Annotated in this window: 10 protein-coding genes and 1 tRNA gene; 9 read left to right on the top strand and 2 right to left on the bottom strand. The window is 28.8% G+C overall.

What is annotated here, in order from left to right:
* Positions 1–107 precede the first annotated feature (107 nt).
* The 5 genes from ACX1M8_RS01940 (at position 108) to ACX1M8_RS01920 (ending at position 13,145) form a co-directional block, all read left to right on the top strand.
* Entirely contained in the window at positions 108–10,331 is a 10,224-nt protein-coding gene (locus tag ACX1M8_RS01940) for a coiled-coil domain-containing protein (RefSeq protein WP_458836688.1), read from the top strand.
* A 244-nt stretch (positions 10,332–10,575) separates the two neighbouring features.
* Positions 10,576–11,073 carry a dUTP diphosphatase gene (locus ACX1M8_RS01935; protein WP_458806989.1) on the top strand — a complete coding sequence of 166 codons (498 nt, stop codon included), beginning with the start codon at positions 10,576–10,578 and terminating at the stop codon, positions 11,071–11,073.
* 38 nt (positions 11,074–11,111) lie between these two features.
* Positions 11,112–11,195: transfer RNA gene (locus tag ACX1M8_RS01930), tRNA-Leu, on the top strand.
* A gap of 353 nt (positions 11,196–11,548) precedes the next feature.
* Entirely contained in the window at positions 11,549–12,055 is a 507-nt protein-coding gene (locus tag ACX1M8_RS01925; protein WP_458616778.1) for a redoxin domain-containing protein, read from the top strand.
* A 1-nt stretch (position 12,056) separates the two neighbouring features.
* Positions 12,057–13,145, top strand: a complete 1,089-nt coding sequence (locus ACX1M8_RS01920; RefSeq protein WP_458616780.1) for a zinc-binding metallopeptidase family protein — start codon at positions 12,057–12,059, stop codon at positions 13,143–13,145.
* Between the two features lie 40 nt (positions 13,146–13,185).
* Here ACX1M8_RS01920 and ACX1M8_RS01915 read toward each other — a convergent pair whose 3' ends face one another.
* Positions 13,186–14,757: a hypothetical protein gene (locus ACX1M8_RS01915; RefSeq protein ID WP_458836687.1), complete on the bottom strand. Its 1,572-nt coding sequence runs from the start codon at positions 14,755–14,757 to the stop codon at positions 13,186–13,188.
* Between the two features lie 14 nt (positions 14,758–14,771).
* The gene (locus tag ACX1M8_RS01910; RefSeq protein ID WP_458836686.1) at positions 14,772–17,207 is read right to left on the bottom strand and encodes a hypothetical protein; all 2,436 of its coding nucleotides are present in this window, start codon (positions 17,205–17,207) and stop codon (positions 14,772–14,774) included.
* A gap of 280 nt (positions 17,208–17,487) precedes the next feature.
* On the opposite strand from ACX1M8_RS01910, the gene secG reads away from it, so the two are divergent.
* The 4 genes from secG to metG are packed head-to-tail and all read left to right on the top strand — an operon-like array spanning position 17,488 to position 22,277.
* Positions 17,488–17,760 carry a preprotein translocase subunit SecG gene (gene secG, locus ACX1M8_RS01905; RefSeq protein ID WP_458797906.1) on the top strand — a complete coding sequence of 91 codons (273 nt, stop codon included), beginning with the start codon at positions 17,488–17,490 and terminating at the stop codon, positions 17,758–17,760.
* 4 nt (positions 17,761–17,764) lie between these two features.
* The gene (gene rnr / locus ACX1M8_RS01900; RefSeq protein ID WP_458836685.1) at positions 17,765–19,969 is read left to right on the top strand and encodes a ribonuclease R; all 2,205 of its coding nucleotides are present in this window, start codon (positions 17,765–17,767) and stop codon (positions 19,967–19,969) included.
* The gene (locus ACX1M8_RS01895; protein WP_458836684.1) at positions 19,941–20,726 is read left to right on the top strand and encodes a tRNA1(Val) (adenine(37)-N6)-methyltransferase; all 786 of its coding nucleotides are present in this window, start codon (positions 19,941–19,943) and stop codon (positions 20,724–20,726) included. Before rnr ends, ACX1M8_RS01895 begins: the two co-directional genes overlap by 29 nt.
* A 9-nt stretch (positions 20,727–20,735) precedes the next feature.
* Positions 20,736–22,277: a methionine--tRNA ligase gene (gene metG / locus ACX1M8_RS01890; RefSeq protein ID WP_458836683.1), complete on the top strand. Its 1,542-nt coding sequence runs from the start codon at positions 20,736–20,738 to the stop codon at positions 22,275–22,277.
* Positions 22,278–22,303 lie beyond the last annotated feature (26 nt).

Below are 22,303 nucleotides of genomic sequence, written 5' to 3'. Positions count from 1 at the left end.
TTTATAATATATCTACAAAAGACCGAAGTGATTACACAAAAATTGGTCTATTACCATAAAATATATCTAAAATAAGAAAACATAAGTAAAAAATAAGGAGTTGATTAATGAACAAAAAAATTGCAAAAGTTATAATGCCTATAGCTTCTGCATCTATACTAGCAGTACCTAGTGTATTGCTGATTTCAGCATCAAATGATGATGAAAATAGTATGCAAGACTTAGGTGGAGATAATTCTGGTTTTTCTGGAAATTATGTTTCTAATAAAGAAATAAATATCTTTAAAACCGGAGATAAGACTGCAGATAATGCTATTTTTGGTAATATTTATCCATCAATTGATTCAGCTAACCTTGAATGAAATAAATTGGAATCTAACCAAAATGTATGAATGCCTTTTCAATCAAATACAGATCAACAAGCTATTCAAAATAAGGGATGGTTCTCATCGAGTTCAACAGATAAATATCACAAACTTGTAAATAAATATTTTGATAATGTTGTAAAAATTGAAGATATAACAAACGAAGGTAAACCTAAGGATTACTTTGCGATTTCGACATCGCCAAGAAGAAGATGAAGAGCAACCTTTAACAACTATTACATTCCTAAGTCACCAATGGATAATGTTAAGCCTAATGCAAATAATTACTTTTATCCTGATGTATTTGGTAACTTAACATTTGGTATTTTTTTATCAAACGATCTTCAAATTGTAGATAACTCAATGAGAATTAGTGTTATAGCTAGAAATTACAAGTATGAAGAAACCAATGTCCCTAACACAATGTATTTAGGTTTAGTGAAAAATATTCTTAATTCAGAAAATGATAAGCCATTAATAACAGGAGATATTACTGTAGCAGATGCTTCAGATGATGGTTTAGGTACATTAAATTGAAATCCAAGTGAATTTGAAACTAAACCTATATACATTGGTGAAAATGGATTTTATCAAAACTGAAGTAATGGTGCTGATATTCCAGAAGGATGATTTAATAGTAATAAAAATAGACCATTCTTAGTTAATAATTTAAGATATGTGACTATTGATTCTAAAAGCAATGCAGATGAAACTATACAAGAAATTATTAATGGTACGATTCATCAAGATGGAGATCCTACACAACCTTTAAAACAAACCCTAAATAATGCATTCTTGCGTCCTGTAAGTAACTCACCATATAGTAAAAATAAAACAGATGTTGGCTCAGTGTTTATGGGTCAAGTTTCAATGGGTAACCAATGAACTAATGCAAATGGTGTATATCAACCTACAGTTGTTCTTGAATTTGAAACAATAGATAATCAAGAAACTCTCCCTAATAATCAATATTCATATATTAATGGAAAAAGTAATAACAATGGTGGTATTACAGCTGTAACGACATACTATAGAGGATTATACTGAAACTGTAAAACAGCACCTGATTGTTCAGGTACATTTGTTGCTACTAATTCAGTTAACTATAACAGAAATAAATACAGAGCAATTAATGTAAAAATTAAAGAAAAAGCTATAAATAACTACCAAGGTTTTAAAAATAAACTATATAACTACTTCATTCCTAACGATGCATATGGATATGAACTTTATTATAAAGAAAGCGATGGGAAGACAACTAAAATAGCTGAAATTCCGGCTGACGTAGTAGCAAAAGCTAAATCTCAAACTTACAAAGATAGAACTAAAGATTTCACAATTAACCTAACTTTTAATTCTGATCCTGACTTATGACCTGAAGAAATGAAAAAGGATTATAAATCATTAACAAGCGCTAATAGATTAATTCTTAAGAAAGTATTTAACAGCAAAACTGCTCCCTTCTTCTCTCAAGATCCAGAACAAAAAGGAATGAATGAATATATTCCTGACAAAACAGGTGAGTTGAATTTAGCAGATATTTACAATAATAGTAGTTCACTTATGAAGACAGGTGAATTAGAATTCATATCTGAAGTACAATGAATGGGTTCTGGTTCAAATAGAACAGGTTACAATAAGCTAAGAGTTCTTAATAATTCAGAAACTGCTACTTCAAGAAATGGTGGTTCAAGCAGCCTATATAAGAATTTTTCATATAAAAACTTTACATTATCAAGTGCTCAACAAGCAGCTATTCAAGATGCGATGTATAAAGATTGAACTATAGCTAATTTCAATAATGAAAAATGACAATCACAATTAAGTGATCTAAAACAATCTTCATATGATGCAAATAAAATCGTAACAACTACTCAAACTTACGAGTCAATTTATGGCTATGCTAATACACCTACCAGCGAGGCAAATAAGGATGCTAAAGAGTTCTTAAACATTAATAATTACAATTCACAAGATGCAGCAACTAAAGCCAAAATGAATTACTTCATTAATTATCTTTTTGCTGATGATGTAAATAGAGCTACATATAGAAATGATTTAGAAACGTTAAAACAATGACCTTCAAAATCAGTTCCTAACTATACAGCTAATGATAGTGGTGTTGTCGATAATAATGAAGCAGCTAAAAATGTTAAAGAAATGGTTGATAACTATAATGCCTCAATCCAAGCTTTAAACGCAACTGCATATCAAGGATTTGAAGAAGGTCAAAACTTAACATCGGCTGAATTTGTTCAAAAAGCTTTTGAAATTATTGATTCAACAACACTATTTAGTAGTGCTTATAAAGATGCTTTTAAAACTCAAGTACTTCAAAAAACAAGTCGTGCTGAAGTTGTTTCTTTAGTAAATAGCATGCTTGAACTTCAAAGTGCATATCAATCAGCAGTTGAAATGTATAACAAATATGTAGCTGTAGACAGTAATGCTAAATATAAGGCTGTACAAATAACTTCAGGATCAGATAACACCTTTAATACATTCAAAAATGCTGTTGCTCAATATAAACTTACTATTGATTTAATACAAAACTATAGTCAATCTAATATTAATTCTGCACTTTTAGATGTTCCTACAAATCTTAATAAGCTTAAGACGCTTGCTAATACATATAATTTAGAAACAAAATATCAAGAACTTACAACTGATATAACAGCAGCAAAAGAAGTTATAGCTAATTTAGGTAACCTAACACCAAAAGATATTGAAAAACTTAATAATAAACTAGATAATATCATTACTAAGACTACTCCAGTAAACTACAAGGAACTTGAAAACTACAGTCAACGTGAAATTAAGATTAATGTAATAATTGCAGAAGCTAAATACAAATCTCACTTAAATCAAGTTGCTACAAATAATCCTATTTTTGCTAAAGAATTTATTGCATATAGCTCATCAAAATACTCAAACAGCATTCAAAATGTAGTATCTAATGAAACTACTGAAATTCAACAACCTTTAGGTTCTGTATTGGTACCGGAACTAAACGATTATCACACAAATACCCCATCTGTTGAGGAGGATAATGGATTAGATATCTTTGTCTTTCCTAACACGAGTCTAGATTCAGCTAGTGTTAACTTCCCTTGACAAGTAGATGCTAAAACTTACTTTATATCTAAAACGCCTTATCCAAAGGCTAAATATGATATTTTAAAAGCTACTAGTTCAACTTACACAATTCCTGAACAAATGCAAGAAGCATTCGACAAGGTTTTATCTAACGCCTCAACTAGCTTTAATTCTGTAGATGAAATTACAACATTCTTAGACCAATGAAATGGTAGAATTGATAAATTATTAGCAAATATTACAGCTTTAGAAACCAAGGTTAATACTTTAGAAACTCCTAATTCAAATAATTTGAATCAAGCTCAATATCAATACTTTGTAAGTCAATATTTAAATGCTTATGAATTAGCAGATCAAGGTTCTATTACAAATAGTGTTCAAGCCGTAGATGTTAATGTAACAAATACAATTAGCGCTATGACAGAGTTAAATTCGGTTTTAAGTAAGTATGCAACTGATCCGAGTTCACAAGATAATGTCTTTATGAATGGACAATACTACTCTCTAGGAAATTTAGATAAATTTGCTAGAGAAAAACGTGGGGTTTTCAATTTTGATGATACGCCTAAAGCAAATGGACAATTTATTGCTTTAATTTCTACAGCATTCCAATTATTGCAACAAGTTCCAAATGGAATTAATCAAATTGTCAGTGAGAGTGCTCCTGAAAATGAATTATTAGCTGCTCAAACAGCGCAAAACCTTGCTTCAGTTCTTAAGCTTTCAACATTTAGTAAAGCAACTCCATATACATGATATGCATATACACCTGAACAAATTAATCAATTAATAGATTCAATTAAACAAGCAGCCAAAAACATGGATGGAAGATATCGAGCAGTTCTTGATTATCCAAATTACATTCTAGATAAATACTTTAATTCAATTAATACTGAAGGAAGTAGCTTATTCACAGTAGAAGAAGGTCAGGCTATCATTCAGCAACTTAAAGAAGAAGGCAAACTTCCTCAAGACGCAGCTGATTTTGATTTCAATAAAAATTCAGACATATATCAAGAAATTAATGTTAAATTATTGCTTCCAGCAATAACTAAATATATTAGTGGTTTAGAACACTTAAGTCAAAATGAAAAATCAGCAGCGATGGCCCAAGCAAATGCTATATTTGGTAAACCATCAGGGACAAGTCAAGATAAAACAGTATTTTCATCATTAAATGTAGGAAATACAGAAGAACCTAAAACATTATGAAAAATACAAGCTATCTTATACCAAGCATCTCAAATCAATGAAGTAAATAAAGGAATTGCAAATAAGCTTTCTGAATATCAAAACTTAACTCAACCTCAAAAAGATACCTTAAATGCAAAAATTGGTGATGTTAACTTATGAAATGATGCTTCATTAAATATTTCTAATTTACAAAATGCTCTTCCAGCTAAATTCTCAGAATTAGGTGAAAAAATTCTTTACAACCCACAAAGTAATCCAGTAAACGCAACAGCAAAAGAGCTTGATGATGCTATGTTAACTCTTAAAACTTTATATAACAAGGTTAATGAAGAATTGAATGTAGGCAAAGAAAATCAAAGCGATAGATTAACATATGCAACTAATAAAGTAGATTTTATGAAAGCATATAACGCTATTGGTGAAATTGATAAGATTTCAAATATAGTTCCAAGTCAAATTGCTCAATTAACAACTAACCTACAAACTCAATATGATTTATTAAATGGTTACTTACAAATGTTAAAAGATAAAATAGCAGCAATTAATCCTTCTATTAAAGAGTATGTAGGACAAGAGACCTATAACACTGTTACAGACATTTCTTCACTTAATAAGTTAAATACTAAAGAAGACTATGATAGAGCATATCAAGAAGTTATGAATAAATTAGCTCAAGCTATTTCAAATAAAATTCCTATAAATGAAGCTAATTTAAATAATGCTCAAGTAAGTGGATTGCAAGAAGAAACTAAAGCATTAGGAACTAATCCAGAAAAAACGTTTGCTGATCTAAAAGATCAAATAGATAAGATTAAAGCTTTAGACACAGGAATGAATGATTTATCTACATCACTTTCAAATATAAATAAAGTTCTAGAAGATAATAAAGCTATCTGAGATAAGATAAGCAATCCTGAACTTAAGGATAAAGTTCAACAAGCTATTAGTTCTGCTACAAGTGTTCTAAATAAAGTATCAGGAAGCAATGATTCAGCTCAACAAGTTGCAGATATCAAGAAATCAATAGATGATTTATTACCTGAAATTAATAAAGCTTTAACAATTCAACAAATTAAAGATTTAGTAAATGAAAATATTAATGATAATTCAGCTAAATGTACACAAGATTTCAAAAATGATATTCAACATTATCTTGATGATCCAAGTACATTAACAAATCAAGAAGCTAACAAATTACTTCAATCAACTAAGAATGCAATTACAGTAGATCCTTTAAGAAAAGAAATAGAACAAGCAAACGAAATTACTCCAATGTCTAAAGCACTTCAAGATGCTATTGCAACAGCTAAAAATACTGCAAAAGATATGTTTAATTCACCTACAACACCAGCTTCAAAAGATGTACAAGATGCTATTGATGCTCTAAAGAATGCAGTGAAATTAAATGAACTAGAAAATGAAATTACAAAAGCTCAAGACGTAATTGCACCTTCTAAAGCACTTCAAGATGCAATTAATAATGCAAGTGTTGTAACAAATAATAAAGAAACAACTAAATACGATGAAGAAATTAAGAAGCTTCAAGATGCGATGTTAAAAGAACCTCTAAATAAAGAAATCGAAGCTGCTCAAGCAGTACAAAATGAAACACCTAATCCAGAACTTCAAAGCGCTATTGCTAAAGCCCAAGAAATAGCAGCTAAAAATGATTTAACACCTGAACAAGTTCAACAAGCTGTTAAAGAGCTTAATGATGTAATTAGTAATGTAGCTAAAGATCAACATGCTAAAAACCAATTAAAAGATTTAATTGCTAAAGCTAAGGAACAAGCAAGCACTGATGCAGATAAAGATTATATTAATAAAGTTATTCAAGAAGCTGAAAATGCCTTAAATAAACAAGGCAATAAAGCTACTGATTATGATCTTGCTAAAGGTAAATTAACCTATGCTCTAGACTTAGATAAATTAATTCAAGCAGTCAATACATCTAAACAACTTGTTGAAACTGATAAACGAGCTGAAAAATTATCAAATACTTTATCAGCTGCTGATACATTTATTGCTGAAGAAAAAATTAAGATTGAAAGTCTAACTGAATTTAATCAAGAAGACTTTAATACCTTTGATGCAGCTGTAAACAGTCAATTATCATCAGTATTTACTGACACAAACACTAATGCAATTTACTTTGAAAAAGCTAAATTGCAAGCTGCTAACCCTGAAAGTCAAGATCCAAAAGATAAACCTTATAGTGATAACTTTATTAATAATGGAAATACAATTGTAAATTCAAGTAATGCATTAGTTCCAAATAATTCATTCCAATTATCTTCAAGTCAACAAAATAATGTAGCTGAAGCAATAGAAAAACTTCAAGCTAATGCTGCCTACTACCAAATGAATAAACTTTTAAATTCATTACCAGCTGATTTAAGAATTTCTAAAGAACTCGAAAAAGCTATTAAGGATGCTAAATTATTATCAAAAGAATTAGGAAATGATATTAACTTAAATGATGAAAATAAAGTTCAATCATTAATTAATATTTTTGCTCCTGAGCTTCAAGAACAAGAACTAAAAGATTTAAGCAACACTCCATACAAATTAATTATTGAAGCTAATAAAAAACTACAATTAGCTAACTTACAAAATCCACTTGCAAATGCTATTGTCGATGCTGAAGACTTACAAAGACAAATTGCAGTTACACCTCAAGATGAAGCGAACACTGAAATTTCAACACAAGTTCAAGCATTAAAAGAACAAATGCAACCAGTTGCTGATGCTATTAAGGCAGCTCAAGAAGTAATTACTCAAGCTCCTGAAAATTCACAAGCATATCAAGATGCTGTTAATGCCTTGCAGCAAGCCACAAAAGTTGCTAATGATTTAGTAAATGGATATAGAAAGAATCTTCAAGATGTTATACAACAAGCTTTAAATATTCAAAATCCAAATGCAGGGCTTTCAGATGCTTTAGCAAAAGCTACTGAAGTAATGAATGTTACTCCAGTTTCTACAGCTGTTGATGTTATTAAAGCTTTAAACAATCTACAAAAAGCTGAAGCAAAAGATCAACTTGAAAAATTAATTAATTCAGTTCCTCAAGAACTAAAAGATTCAAAAACATTTAAGGATATAGCATTAAGCCCTGCTACAGCAACTTTAAATAATCCTGATGCAACTCTTGATGATATTAATAAAGCTATCGAAAAACTTCAAAATAACCTTAAGAAGCAAGAACTATATAATGCTTATGATAAGGCAATTGCCAATAAGCAAGAAATTTCACCTGAAGCACAAAAATTAATTGATGAAGCTAAGAAAATTTTAGAAGATACTAATAATCAATATCTAGATAAAGATAAAAACTTCTTTGATCAAAAAGCTAAAGAATTAAGTGATGCAATGGGTGTAAATAACTTAACTAATGCTATTTCACAAGCTGAAGCAATTCCTGAAGGTGAAAGATCTCAACAATTAAAAGATGCCTTGAAGCAAGCTACAGAAGTAGCTAAAAATGCTACAACAAATACTCCAGAAGTAAATAATGCTGCAGCAGAAAAACTAATTCAAACAATCAACAAGAATGCATTAGTAAATGCGATCGTTGATGCAGGTGATATTATTAAAAAACTTACACCAAAAGAAGGACAAACCCCAGTAGATAATATTCAACAACTCCTTGATAATATTAAACAAGCATTAGCTACTGCTCAAAGTGAATTAGATAATCCTCAAGCAACTAAAGAAAGTTTAAATACAGCTGCTAATGTATTACAAAATGCTATCACCCCAGGCAAAGATGCCTACAGTAAAGCTTTAAATGGATTACAAGGTCTTATTGATGAAGTAAAAGCTATTCCAAAAAATATCAGCATTTCAAAAATGCTTAAAGGTGAATTAGAAAATGCAGAAAACATTATGAATGATCAAAATAAGAATATTTATGATCTAAATAATGAAACTGATAAACTCGAATTTGCATTAAATGCTAATAGACTTGCAAATGCTGTAGAAAATGCTCCTACACTAGAAGCTAATATTCCATCATATAGTAATGAAATACTTGAAAAATCTGAAGCAATGCTAAAAGATCCTAATACTCCAGCTAAAGACTTAATTGCCCAATCTACAGCTCAAAAAGTAAATAACTATGAAATAAATGCTTTAAATGATATCGCTACTTTATCTCATCTAAACAACGCTCAAAGAAATGCTTTATATAATGAAGTTATGCAAGCAACTAAAGGTAATATAACGAGCTTAACTCATGCTAAAAAAACTATAAGCGCAATTAATAAAAAAGCTATTAAGCTTAATGATAGTATGTATAAACTAAAACAACTTCTTGAAAAAATACCTAAAGAATATAAACAAAACCCTATTACAGTTATTAAATATACATTTGCTTCACCAGAAAGACAAGAAGCCTTTGCTAAAGCTTTAAAAGATGCTTTAGATGTAGCAAATGTACAAAATGGTCAAGTAATTAGCGATAACGATCCTAAAGCAATTAGCACTATGAAGGTTGCTCTACAAGAAGCATTTGATAGATTAAATGGAAATAAAGTCTTTGAAGAAAAAACTGGCGAACTTGAAGGTCAAGTAAATGACTTAAACTCAAATATTAATGCTAACTCATTATTCAACTCACCTAAAGCTCTTCAAGAAAAACTAAAAGAACTTCAAAAGCAAGCTGCTAATGCCATTGCGACAATCAAGGATAAAACTCAACAAAGCAACGAAACCTATGCTAATGCAGTAAACATAGTAAAACAACTCCAAGATACAATTTCAGCAATTAATCAATTCTCAGAACAACAATACATGTTAAATGATAAAGTTGTTCCTCAAATTGAATACACAGCAAGTCAAATGAATAATCTTGATCCTACTTATGTTAATTCTCAAGTAGAAGCATTTAATAAAGATACAACTTATAATAATGCTTCAGATATAATGAAATCATTAAATAATTTAAATGCACAATATCAAGGTGTACTTGATAAAGTTGCTAGTGATATTAAAACTAATACAGACAATGTTCCTGATATTAATAAAGATTTAGTATTGCAAGATAAAAATGATTTAGCTTCATTAATGCATGCTAATAAAGAAAAAGTAAATGAATTAAATAATCTAAATAATAATTTAAGCGCTTTAAATAACTTATCAAGCATACTAAATAATTATCTTGATACAGGAATTAATCAAGGAAATTACGAAACTAACTTAGATGTACTACAACAAGCTCTTGATAGCGCAAGAGAAATTGAAAGTCAAAATTATCCTACTGTGGCTAATGAACAAAATAACTATTTAAACAAATTGATTACTATAGGAACTAACGTAATTAAAGTAGTAAGTGCTCTAGAAAGCAATGATTCAAATGCATTTTCTGAAGCGATAGATGCTTTAAGTAAAATAGACCCTAAATACAACGAATTTGCTAAAGAATTGGAAGCAAACGATTACTTTAACATTGTAAATATTGACAAAATTAATAAACAACAAGCTAGCCAACTCATAAATATTGTAAATTCAGATGCCTTTAGTCAAATGCCTGAAGTAATTCGTTCAGCAATCGTGGCTCATGTAAGAAAAGCTGCAAATAATGCAACTTGATGAATATGAATAGTTATCTCTACATCTCTTGTATGATTAGCTGGCATGATCTTATTAGTTTCAAATAAAGGTCCAAAATATTAATATCCTTTAACTCGTAACGTAGGTTACGGGTTTTTCTTTACTGTGGAATCAAACAATGCATATATAACTTTTTGCCTAGGGCGTAGGAATAAATATCTAAAATTAAGTTAATATAAAAGACAAATATTTTAGGATTTTTGCAATAATTTCATTTTTTTCTCAACTCATAACAAATAAATAAAGCCTAAAGTAAGGTAGCTTATTTTGTTGGCTTAAAAAATCAAAAAAGTAATATAATACAGCTATGAATTTAACAAAAATCTTCGATATGCAAAAAGAACTAGATAAACAAATTGCTAAAAAAAGTCGTGATGCAAACCCTGATTTAAATGTTGATGATATTAAGGTTCAAAAAACTTTAGCTCTAATCATCGAAGCTGCTGAATACATTAATGAAGTCCAAAGTTTTAAGTATTGAAAAATACATAAAAACATCAAAAAAGCTGCAGTTACTGAAGAATTCGCTGATCTAATTCACTTTTTAGTAAACTTTTCATACAAGTTTGAAATCGACCCAATTATAGAACCATTGGTATTAAGTAAAGACATCAACATTCAATTCCAACAACTTTTTATAGCAATCACGGATATTATGAAAGATATTAATAAAGCAAATATCTTAAAAGCCTTTCAAGTAGCTTTAGGAAGTTTTACTATGCTAGGCTATGATTATGATGATTTATTTAAAGCATATGAAGCTAAAAATCGCAAAAATTACGAAAGAATTGCAAATAATTATTAATCAAAATTAAAAAGCTATATAATAAATATAGCTTTATTGCCTTAGTGGTGGAATGGTAGACGCTGCGGACTCAAAATCCGCTGGAGCAATCCGTGCAGGTTCAAGTCCTGTCTAAGGCACCAAATGACTCAATATTGAGTCTTTTTTATACTTAAAATTTGGAGTGATTTTTGATACTGTTAATGGATTTTAAAAAGAACATAATCAAAAAGTCCAAGAAATAAATTGTGCAAAATTTAAAAAGCTTAACTATTTTGTAACAAATAAGAAAAGACGATTAAATACATTGATTTCAAAAAAGAAATACTTTCAAAAATAAAAGGTGATAACAAAATTCTTGATATTATCTTTTACTACTAATATATAGCTCTATAAATACTTCATCTATTGTATTGATGGAGTATTTTTGATTTAAAAATAATTACCATAAACAGCAACATTTAGTAAAATTAAATTATTAAAACAAGGAGGATTTATGAGAACAGTTAAATTCGCAAATAAAGAATATAATTTAGCAGGTACAGCACCAGTATTAGGCAATGAAGTTTTACTTCAAGGTGCTAAAGAAGGTAAGTTTGAACAAAGTTCACCAAAACGCCAAAACAAATATTTAGTTCTTGGTACATTCCCTTCAGCAGATACACTTGTATGTGATATGCAAATTTTAAAAATGGCTGAATTATCTCGCAAATACAAAAACGTTGATTTTGTAACATTTTCAATGGATTTACCTACGGCATTAAGCAATTATGCTGAGGACCATGAAATTGGAAGAGTTCAATTATATTCTGATTATGTAGATCATGAAGTTGCTCGTAGTTTAGGTGTATTAATTGATCAATTACAATTATGTGCTCGTTCATTATTTATTTTAGATGACTTAAATAAAGTCCAATATATGCAAATAAACGAAAACACTAATGAGCAAGTTGATTTCAAATCAATGGAACACAAATTAAATGAATTATTAAAGGAAAATTAAAATGGATAAAAAATATGAAAAATTAGCTAGTCGTCTAGCAAAATATATGTCAATTGAAGCTATTTCGCGTTTTGAAGAACCAGTAGCTACAGAATTAAGAGAAAACATCAAAAATAAATATGAAATTACAAGAGATGCTTTTGGATCAATTATTTTCCATAAGCCTTCTAAAGTTGCTAATGCTCCAAAAGTTATGCTAGCAGCTCACATGGATGAAGTTGGGTACATGGTTAAATCAATCGCAGATAACGGAAATATTCTAGTTACAACAATTGGTGGTGTTTGACCTTCTGTAGTTATTGGGACAAAAGCTACTGTTGTATCAAATACATCTGGAAAAAGATTTGAAGGTGTATTTGGACACACATCAATCCACATTATGGATAGAGATAAAATGGGTGTTGCAATTAAGGAATCTGATTTATTTGTTGATTTAGGTTTTGCTTCAAAAGCAGAAGTTCAAGAAGCTGGTATTGAAATTGGAGATAAAATCTTTTTATCAGGAGAAACAATTAACTTTGCAAACAATATTATTGGTGGTAAAGCAATGGATAACCGTGCAGGAGTAACTTCTTTAGAATTTATTGCTAACAATGTAGCTGATTTAGAACTTGAATGTGATTTATACTTAGTTGGAACAGTTCAAGAAGAAGTGGGAACACGTGGCGCTAAAACATCTGTATCAATCATTAATCCAGATATTGCATTTGCTGTTGATACAGGTGCTTCACATGATACAACAGGATGTAAACCTGGTACTCCAGTGCTTGGAAAAGGGGTTTCGCTTCTTGTTAAGGATGGTGGAACATTACCTGATCCTAAATTATTATCAGTATTAATGGAAATTTCAAAAAGAAAAGAAATTCCAGCATACAAATATGTTGCTGAAGGTGGAGGAACAGATGCTGCTCAACTTCAATATGCAGAAGGTGGAGCCTCAGTTATGACTATTTCAATTCCACAAAGATATCTTCACTCACCAATTGGTTGCTGTTCACTTGTAGATATCCAAGCAACAATTGATTTAATGACTGAATTTATTAAAGAAATTTCACCTAAACTTTACAGTGAAAAAATTGCTTATAAATAACAAAAACAGCTACTAGGTAGTTCTAGTAGCTTTTTTGTATCTAAATAAATTCTAAGTTTAAACTAGCATTATCTTCTAGGTTAGAAATAGCTTCATAAGTAGCTTTATCTAATAAAAAGTAAACGTTATAAATACTAAATTTGACTTGGTTTGGAAAGTTGTAAGAAATGTTTAATTTCTTATTAGGATATAAGATTGTATCTCATCCTGTAGGTATAATATAATTTTCTTCTTTTTGAGCTAATCTAATTGTAGGGACATTGTTTTTAACAACAACCTCTCCGGCAAGATTTGTGGGTTGAGATAGTAATAGATTTTGATTATTTAAAATTGGGTTTTGAATTATATCGACTAAAGTAATACCTAAAGAATGTAGTTGATTTTCATTAACTTGCATTCTCATTAAATAGTTTACGCCTTGAAGGTGCTTGCTTAAGGATAATTTTTCACCAAAATTAGTATTAACTGTTTTTTCTACGGTGCTAAAATGCCCATTTTTTCGAGAAGCTAATGAAATATTGAATGGAACATTATTTGTTAAATTACTTTTTAGAACAAGCTTTTTATCATAAGTAATATTATCTTTTACATAGTTTTCAACAAAGGTGTAATTTTCTTTCTTTAGCTTATTAATTTCTCTTACTAATGTCTCTTCTTCAGGTTTTGTATTACTAAAACTTTCAGGATTTATATATAAATAAGCTGGCTCTAGTACACCTTCTGAATTAAGAATAGCTACTTTCATATCGTTATACATTGATGAAAAGGAATTAGAAAATAGTTTATCTTTATTTACAGGAAGACTTTGTAAATATAGTATTCCAAAGTTTTCTTTATATTCTTTAACAACATTTTCTAAATTTCAAATCGCTACTTTTAATCCACTGTTGTAGTTGTTTTTGAAAAAAACATTATCTTGATAAATACTTAATAGAGAGTAAAAATCAGTTAAATTTGATTTGATTTTATCTTCAAGTTCTTTAATTTTGTCTACATTAGCTGTTTTAATAGCTTTTAGGTTATTAAGATTATTTGAAATATGCGCATATAAAGCTTGTATATAGTAAATATGACTTAAAGCTACCATATCATCATATTCGATTTGATCTTTTTGACTAAAATTATTATTAATTGAGAAATATTGATCAAGTGTAGCTAACATATTATTGGCTTCGTTTGTTATTTCTTTAACAAATTTTTGCATTGCATTTGCTAAAGCGAATGATGTGATATTCTTTTGAGAATAGATTGTTAAAAAATCCTTATATTTAGCTTTAAAAATATTGTTTTTTTCAGCTTTCTGTTCTGCGAAAGGTAAAAAGTATTTATTAAATACAGATGGTGCTTGAGAGCTTAAATTTTGAATTTTTTTCTGAATATCAGGGTTTATTTGACCTTGTTGCAATATAAATTCAACCATTTGTTTTTGCATATTTGTGTAATTATTAATAAATGAATTAGCTTCATTCATAAATGCCTTTACATATAAGTTATTTTTTTCTACATTATTTACATTATCATTGTCGTTGTTTTGACTTTGACAGCTACAAGCTAGTGTAATAAGTCCAAAACTAGGAATTGATAATATTTTACCAAGTGTTTTTATTTTCATATTTTCTCCTAAATTTATTTTATGATATTTTTAATACTAAAGATAATTTCAACGTCTTGAATAGGTATAGGTGCATTTTGAACGTTTTCGTTAATCATCTTATTTATATTTTTCTTAGCTGACTCATAGTCAGAAGAATTTGTAATATTTAGAAGTTGTGTTTTAGGTTGTGCTAATCAATCATTAAAGGTTTTCATGTGGTCTTTTAATAAATTAATAAAACTATATAAATATTTTGATATGTAAGCAGTAACTCTGCTTTTGAATAAATCAGCAGCTTTATCTTTGCTTAATTCTTTAACTTCATCTTCCCTTAATTGAGCGACATTATTTATATAATTATCTATTTCTTCATCACTTAAATATTTATGTCCTATGTTATCAATTTTGGATAATTCTTTATTTATTTCCTTAAATTTAACTATTAGTTCTTCAACAGGAATATCCATATTTTTTAATGTTTCGTTTATAGATAAAATTAATTTATTAATTTTATCAACCTCTTCGGGTGCAAGAGCCTTTTTGTCTACATTAGGAACGTCATCTAAATAACTAGATATACTATTTAATGTTGAAACCCAAGTACTACGTTTTATTTTTCCGTCCTTAATATATTTTGATAATTCTTGGTTATAGTATGCTTCTTCGCTTAAAGATTTATCATTTGTATTTTTTATGTATGTATTGTAAGGAAGAATATAGAAATCTTTTACTCAATCTACATATTTACTATCTAATGTAATTTCTTCATTATCAAATGCTTGCTTCTCTTTAGAAAAACTACTCATATCTTGGTATTGGTTTAATGCTCTTTGAGCTAATTGATCGTCAATTCCTATATATAAGTCAAGAACTAAATCACTTGTATTTTCACTGCTAAGTAATGTGAAATTATAGTTACTAAAAATGAATATATCTCAAAGATTTGAACTAGTTCTATTACCTTCCATTCATGCAAATTGAGACCCTAAAACTAAAGTATTATCCTCGGTTGCTTGATTCAATTTTAACTTATATGAATTTAGCACACTAATACCTTGTAAGCCAAATGGAAGAAGTTTTGTAGTTTCATAAAAATCTTGATATCCCTGTTTTGAAGGCGAAATTAGCAAGCTATTAAATAAGCTTATATATTTAAAAGGCACCTTTATTTTAATTACATTGTTAGTTGAACTTTTGCTAAATTCTTGTGCTATACCATTTTGAATAGATGCATCAAAAGCAAAATTGTTAGTGCTTTGCTCTCTGCTAAATAATTTCGCATCTAAAAGTGGTGTATCATTTCGATTGCTTGATCCATCAGAATAACCTAAAGCCAATTGGATATCTTGCCCGTTTAAGAAATTATCTTTCTTATATGTTGGGTTTAGGGTTCTTCCTGAATTATCAAAATCCGTTACTAAAGAATTAATTGCTTTAGTAGCATTTTCACTAATTTTATCATTAGCTAAAATTTCATCTGCTGTAGGTATGTTTGTTTCAACATTATTATTATCTAAATGATAACTAATATAAATAGGGTTTTTGTTGAATATTTCTTTAACGAGCGATTCAGGAATTCTATTTTCAATAACTGATTTTGAATATTTTGAGTAGAAAATATCTGAATTTGAATAAAAACCATCAAATAAATCTTTACTCATATTTTGAAGTGTTTTAATTTCTGTTGCTAAAACTTTGTGTACATCATATTTTTCTAGTTTATTATTTCAATCATTAGCTCATTGAGTGCTTTTTTGTAATGTGGAATTAATTTGGTTCTTTAATTTACTATCAGCATTAGATAAATCCATAAGCATTGAGTTCATGATATAGCTTTTCATTTCTGTTTCTACAAGAAGCTTAGAAATAAAAGTAAAGTCATAAATTTTATAAGGACCTGTTTTTAAACTTTCGTTATAGCTTGCTTGTAGTTCTTTTGCTTTTTTCTCGTCTATTTTTAAGGCTGCATTAAGAATAAAATTGTAGGTACTTTGAATATTTTTATATAGGTCAGCAAGTTGTTGACGTAATTTATTTAAATATTGTTTTAATTGAATTGGATTATTTATATTAACTTGTGACATACCTTGTATTAAATGTGCAAATGAATTATTCATTTTTTTACTAAAGTTATCTATATTTTGGATGTTATTAAAGTAATCAAAGAAATCATTTTGAAACTTTCCACTGTGATCATCTATTGAAAGTTCATTGTATACATTTTTGGCAATAGGTGCTAAAAACTCATTGTTTTTTGTATCTAAAATTAATTTTGTATAAAATGAATTGGTATTATCAATAAACATTTTGTAAGAATTTCTCAATATCTCGACTGATTTAATTAAGTTTCTGTCATTTTTATCTTTTATATTTTCTTCTTTTTGGGCACAACTACTTAAAATAATTGGCGTCATAATTGCAGGAATAGAAGTTCCTACTAATAATAATTTTCTGTATATATTTTTCATATTAAAAATTATACTCTGTTATATTAAAGAATTATAAAGTTATACAACTTTATAATGTGCGTGATTAATTTTTAATTGTGTAAATACCTTTTATTCCTATGATATAGCGTTAAAAATAAAAATCCCATTGGTTATTATCCATATTAACTAAATGAAGCGAAAAATAGAGAAAAATGTAGCTATTTTACATAGACTTTTGATAAATTTTCTAACCATAACTTTTGTTCCTTAAAATCAGGAATAAAAAGCTTTTCCATATTCAGAAATTTAGGGTGTTTTTATGGTATTATTTAAATACTATTTAAATATTTCAGGAGGAAGCATGACCACTTTAGTAGTTGTATTACTAATTATTGGTTTCTTAATTATCATAGTTTCATTCTTAATGTCTCCGGATTCAAACGGGTTTTCAGGAGCATTAGTTGGTTCAGGTGATTTAGACCTATTTAAGCATTCAAAAGAGAGAGGAGTCAAAAAGATTTTAAAATATTCAATGATTACACTAGGAACATTAATCATAGTTGGATCAGTGGTAATTAGAATCTTAATGTAAACAAATGAAAAAAAATCTTATTTATGACTATATAAAAACTGGAAAGCCTAAATCATTCCTTGATATAGCAAAACACTTTAAAATCCTACCTAAGGATAATAAATCACTTACAAGAGTGCTTTCAGAACTCCAAGGTGAGTATTTAATTTTTAAAAATAATCGCGATGAATACTATGCGCCAGTACTAGAAGAAACAATTGAAGGTATTTTATCAGTATCACAAAAAGGTAATTTTGGTTTTGTTGATTATGATATTGATGAAGAAAACAACACTAAAAAAAGTGTATATGTCAAATCATTCAACTTTAACGGAGCGATTAATGGCGATACTGTTAAAGTAAATGTTTATAAATCTGAAATACCTGGGGGCGATGATTTAACCCATGGTGTAGTTACAGCCGTAGTGCAAAGAAATAATGAATCTGTTGTAGGTTTTATTAAAGAAAAAAATGATACAAAATATTTTGTGCCAGTTGATAACAGATTTAAAACAAGCAAATGAAGATTAATTTCTTCTGCAGTGCCTACAAAATTAAATGATTTAGTTACTTGCAAAATTTTATCTTATGAAGGAAACTGCATTGATATCCAAGTAGCTAGAGTAATCACTAATGAAGCTGATCCTATGGTGTTTGTTAAGTCATATCTAGAACAAATTAAAGCACCATTAGCTTTCCCTGAAAATATGGATGAAGAAGTAAGTCATATTCCTTCAAGTATTGTTGCTGAAGATTGAAGCAACCGTAAAGACTTTAGAGATCAAATGATCGTAACTATCGATGGTGATGATACTAAAGACTTTGATGATGCTATTACTGTAAGAAGACTTAAGAACGGAAATTACTTCCTAGGTGTTTATATTGCTGATGTTTCTTACTACGTTAGAGAAGAAACAGCAATTAATGAAGAAGCTTTAAAACGTGGAACAAGTATTTATCTTGTAGATCGTGTTATTCCTATGTTGCCTGTTGAATTATCTAACGGAATTTGTTCACTTAATCCGAACGAAGATCGTTTTGTTTTAGCCTGTGAAATGGAAATTGATGAATACGGAAACAATGTAAATGTTGAGATTTCTCAAGGAATAATTGAATCTAAATTCAGATTAACATACAAAAATGTTGATAAATTTTATAAAACAGGACTATTAAATGAAGATGATAATCCTAAACAAGTAAAAGAATTAAAAGCAATGCTAACTACTGCTAAAGAATTAAGTTTGATTTTACACGAACATAAAATCAAAGAAGGTTATGTTGACTTTGAAATCCAAGAGCCTAAAATTAAGCTTGATGAAGAAGGAAGAGTAAAAAGTATTGAAATTAATCCACGTGGATTTAGTGAGGTATTAATAGAAGACTTTATGGTTAGAGCTAATGAAACTGTAGCTAAATACTTATTTGATGCAAAACTTCCTGTGCTATATCGTATTCACGAAACACCTGATGAAGATAAATTAACACTACTTAAAAACTCACTTTCAGCAATAAATATTTCAGCAAGCGAACTTAAAGCGAATACAATAACACCAAAAATATTTGCTGATTTTGTGGCTAAGGTTAAAAATGAGCGTGATGATGATTTTGTTAAGTTAATGTTCTTACGTTCAATGCAAAAAGCAATTTATTCAGATAATAATATCGGACACTTTGGGCTTGCTTCAAAATTCTACTGTCACTTTACAAGCCCGATTAGAAGATATCCGGATTTAGTTGTTCATAGAACAATAAGAAACTTTCTAATCAATAAAGAATATAACAAGCTAGATGATTACCGTGAGATGCTGCCAATTTTTGGTGATTTAAATACAAAGAGTGAACAAAAAGCTGTGCAAATTGAACGTAACGTAAATGATTTAAAGTTTGCTGAATTTTTAAAAAATCAAATTGGAAAAACTTTTAAAGTACAAATTTTAAGTATTTTAAATTTCGGATTCTTCGTTGAATTTGAATTTAAGGCTAGTGGTTTAGTGCACAAAAGCACTTTAATAGATGGCGAATACGAGCCTAATGATGTATTAACAAAATTGATATCTGCTAATCGTAAATTTACCTTGGGTGATTATGTTGATGTAGTAGTTGTTGGTGTAGATCTTGTTGAAGGAAAAGTCGACTGTGTATTGGCTGACTTGTACCAAGACTACCTAAATAAAAAACAAAAAGAAGAATCAGAAAGAAATAATGCAAAGTATAAAAAACAAAGAAAGTAAGCTAGTTAAAAATTCATTAGGTTTTGATTCAGATTTATACGTTTACCAAGATAAAACAATGTTTAATTATTCAGTTGATACAATTTTGCTTGGTAACTTTATTTATTTAACTAAAAAAACTACTCGTGCATTAGAAATAGGCACAAATAATGGTGCTTTATCTATTTTTGTGGCCTCTCGTTCTACTAATTTAAAAATCGATGCCGTAGAAATTCAAGAAAGAGCTGTTGAACTTGCAAAAAGAAATGTTGAATTAAATAATATGCAAGAACAAATTAATGTTATTCACAGTGACTTTAATGATTTTTGAAAGCAGCATGCAAAGCAGGCAGCTAAAAAATACCAAAGTATTTTTTGCAATCCCCCTTTTTATCCTTATGATAAAAGTAAGATTAAAAAAGATATTTCGCAAGAAAAGTTAATAGCAACTCATGAAATACACCTAAATCTAGAACAATTAATTATGGGATGTAGCAAAATAATTGAACAAAAAGGATTTTTAACTATTGTTCTTCCAGTGGAACGTTTAGTTGATACATTTGAATATTTAAGAAAATATAAATTCGAGCCTAAAAGAATCCAATTCATTCTTCCTAGAATAGATGATAAGCCTAAATTCGCTTTAATTGAAGCTAGATATCAATCTGGTTGAGGAGTTCATTTTTTACCTAATTTATATTTACATGATAGTAATGATAAGAGCAATCATTCATACTTGCCTGAAATAAAAGCATTATATAAACCTAAAAAAGTTTAAGGAGCAATAATGAAAAAAAATTTTTATATAACAACCCCTATTTATTATGCAAGTGGTAATCTCCATATCGGGCACCTTTATACCACTACTCTAGCTTGAGTAATTGCTAATTACAAAAAGTTAGATGGTTATAATGTAAAAATGCTTACTGGAAGTGATGAACATGGATTAAAAATTGAGCAAAAGGCAGCAGAAGCTCAGATGCAACCTCAAGAATTTGTTGATAATTTAGTTGTTAAATACCAACAAATGTGAAAAGACTTTGATATTAATTATGATATTTTCTCAAGAACAAGTAATCCACAACATTGCAAAAGTGTTAAAAATATTTTTTCATACTTTTTAGATAAAGGCTACATTTATCGTGGAAAATATGAAGGTCTATATTCAATAAGTGATGAAGAGTTTTTAACCGAAACTCAAGCTGTACTAAAAGATGGTGAATACTATCACCCTCAAAGTGGACATAAATTAGTAACTGTTTCAGAAGATTCTTATTTCTTTAAAATGAACGAGTTTGCTCCTTGACTACTTCAATATATAGATGAACATAAAGATTTTTTAGGACCTAATAAAATAATCAATGAAATGAAGAATAATTTCTTGCTTAAAGGATTAGAAGACTTATCTGTTACAAGAAGTAATATTAACTGAGGTATTAAAATTAACGAAGATCCAACTCACACTTTATATGTATGGTTAGATGCTTTATGCAACTATATCACAGCATTAGGTTATGATGTTACTAAAGATAAGCAAGGTGATGAGTTTAATGAATTTTGAAATGAAGCTGAAGTTGTGCATTTAATAGGTAAAGAAATCGCTCGTTTCCATATGATTTATTGACCTATTTTCCTTAAAGGTTTAAATCTAAAACAACCAAATAAAATTCAAGCCCATGGTTGATTAGTTACACCAACAGGAAAAATGTCAAAATCTAAAAATAATGTTGTAGATCCTTATGATTTACTTGAAAAATACCACCCAGAAATGATTAAATATTATTTTGCTTCACAAATCACATTAGGAGAAGATGGTATTTGAGACGAAGGGCGTTTTATTGATGTTATTAATTCTGATTTAATCAATAACTATGGCAATTTAGTTGCTCGTAGTGTTAAAATGAAAGCAAATAGCTTTTCAAACCCATTGCAATATAAACATTCAGAATTAAGTGAAGATTTAGCAATTGAAGAAAAAATTGCAAATTCAATTCAAAACTATAAAAGACATTTTGATAATTTAGAAGTTGATAAAGCCTTAAAGGTTGCTATTGATCTTTCAAGTGAACTTAATAAATATATTGATGAAACTAAGCCTTGAACCTTAAAAGAAGATTTAGAACGTTTAGAACAAATCCTTGTAAGGCTGTTAAATGGTATTTATGCTGTGTCATTATACTTATCTCCAGTACTGCCTAGAAAGACCCAAGAAGTTGCGGAAGTACTAGGATTAAATAATTTTTCATTTGATTTAGTAACAAACTGAAGCAAATTTGGTAATATTAATCAAGGGAAAGAATTTATTCTTTTTTCAAGAATTAAAAAGTAGTATTTAGTTAGTGAACTTAAATACTA

The organism is Mycoplasma tracheobuteonis (assembly GCF_054456995.1).
This window is presented reverse-complemented; position numbering and strand designations above follow the sequence as displayed.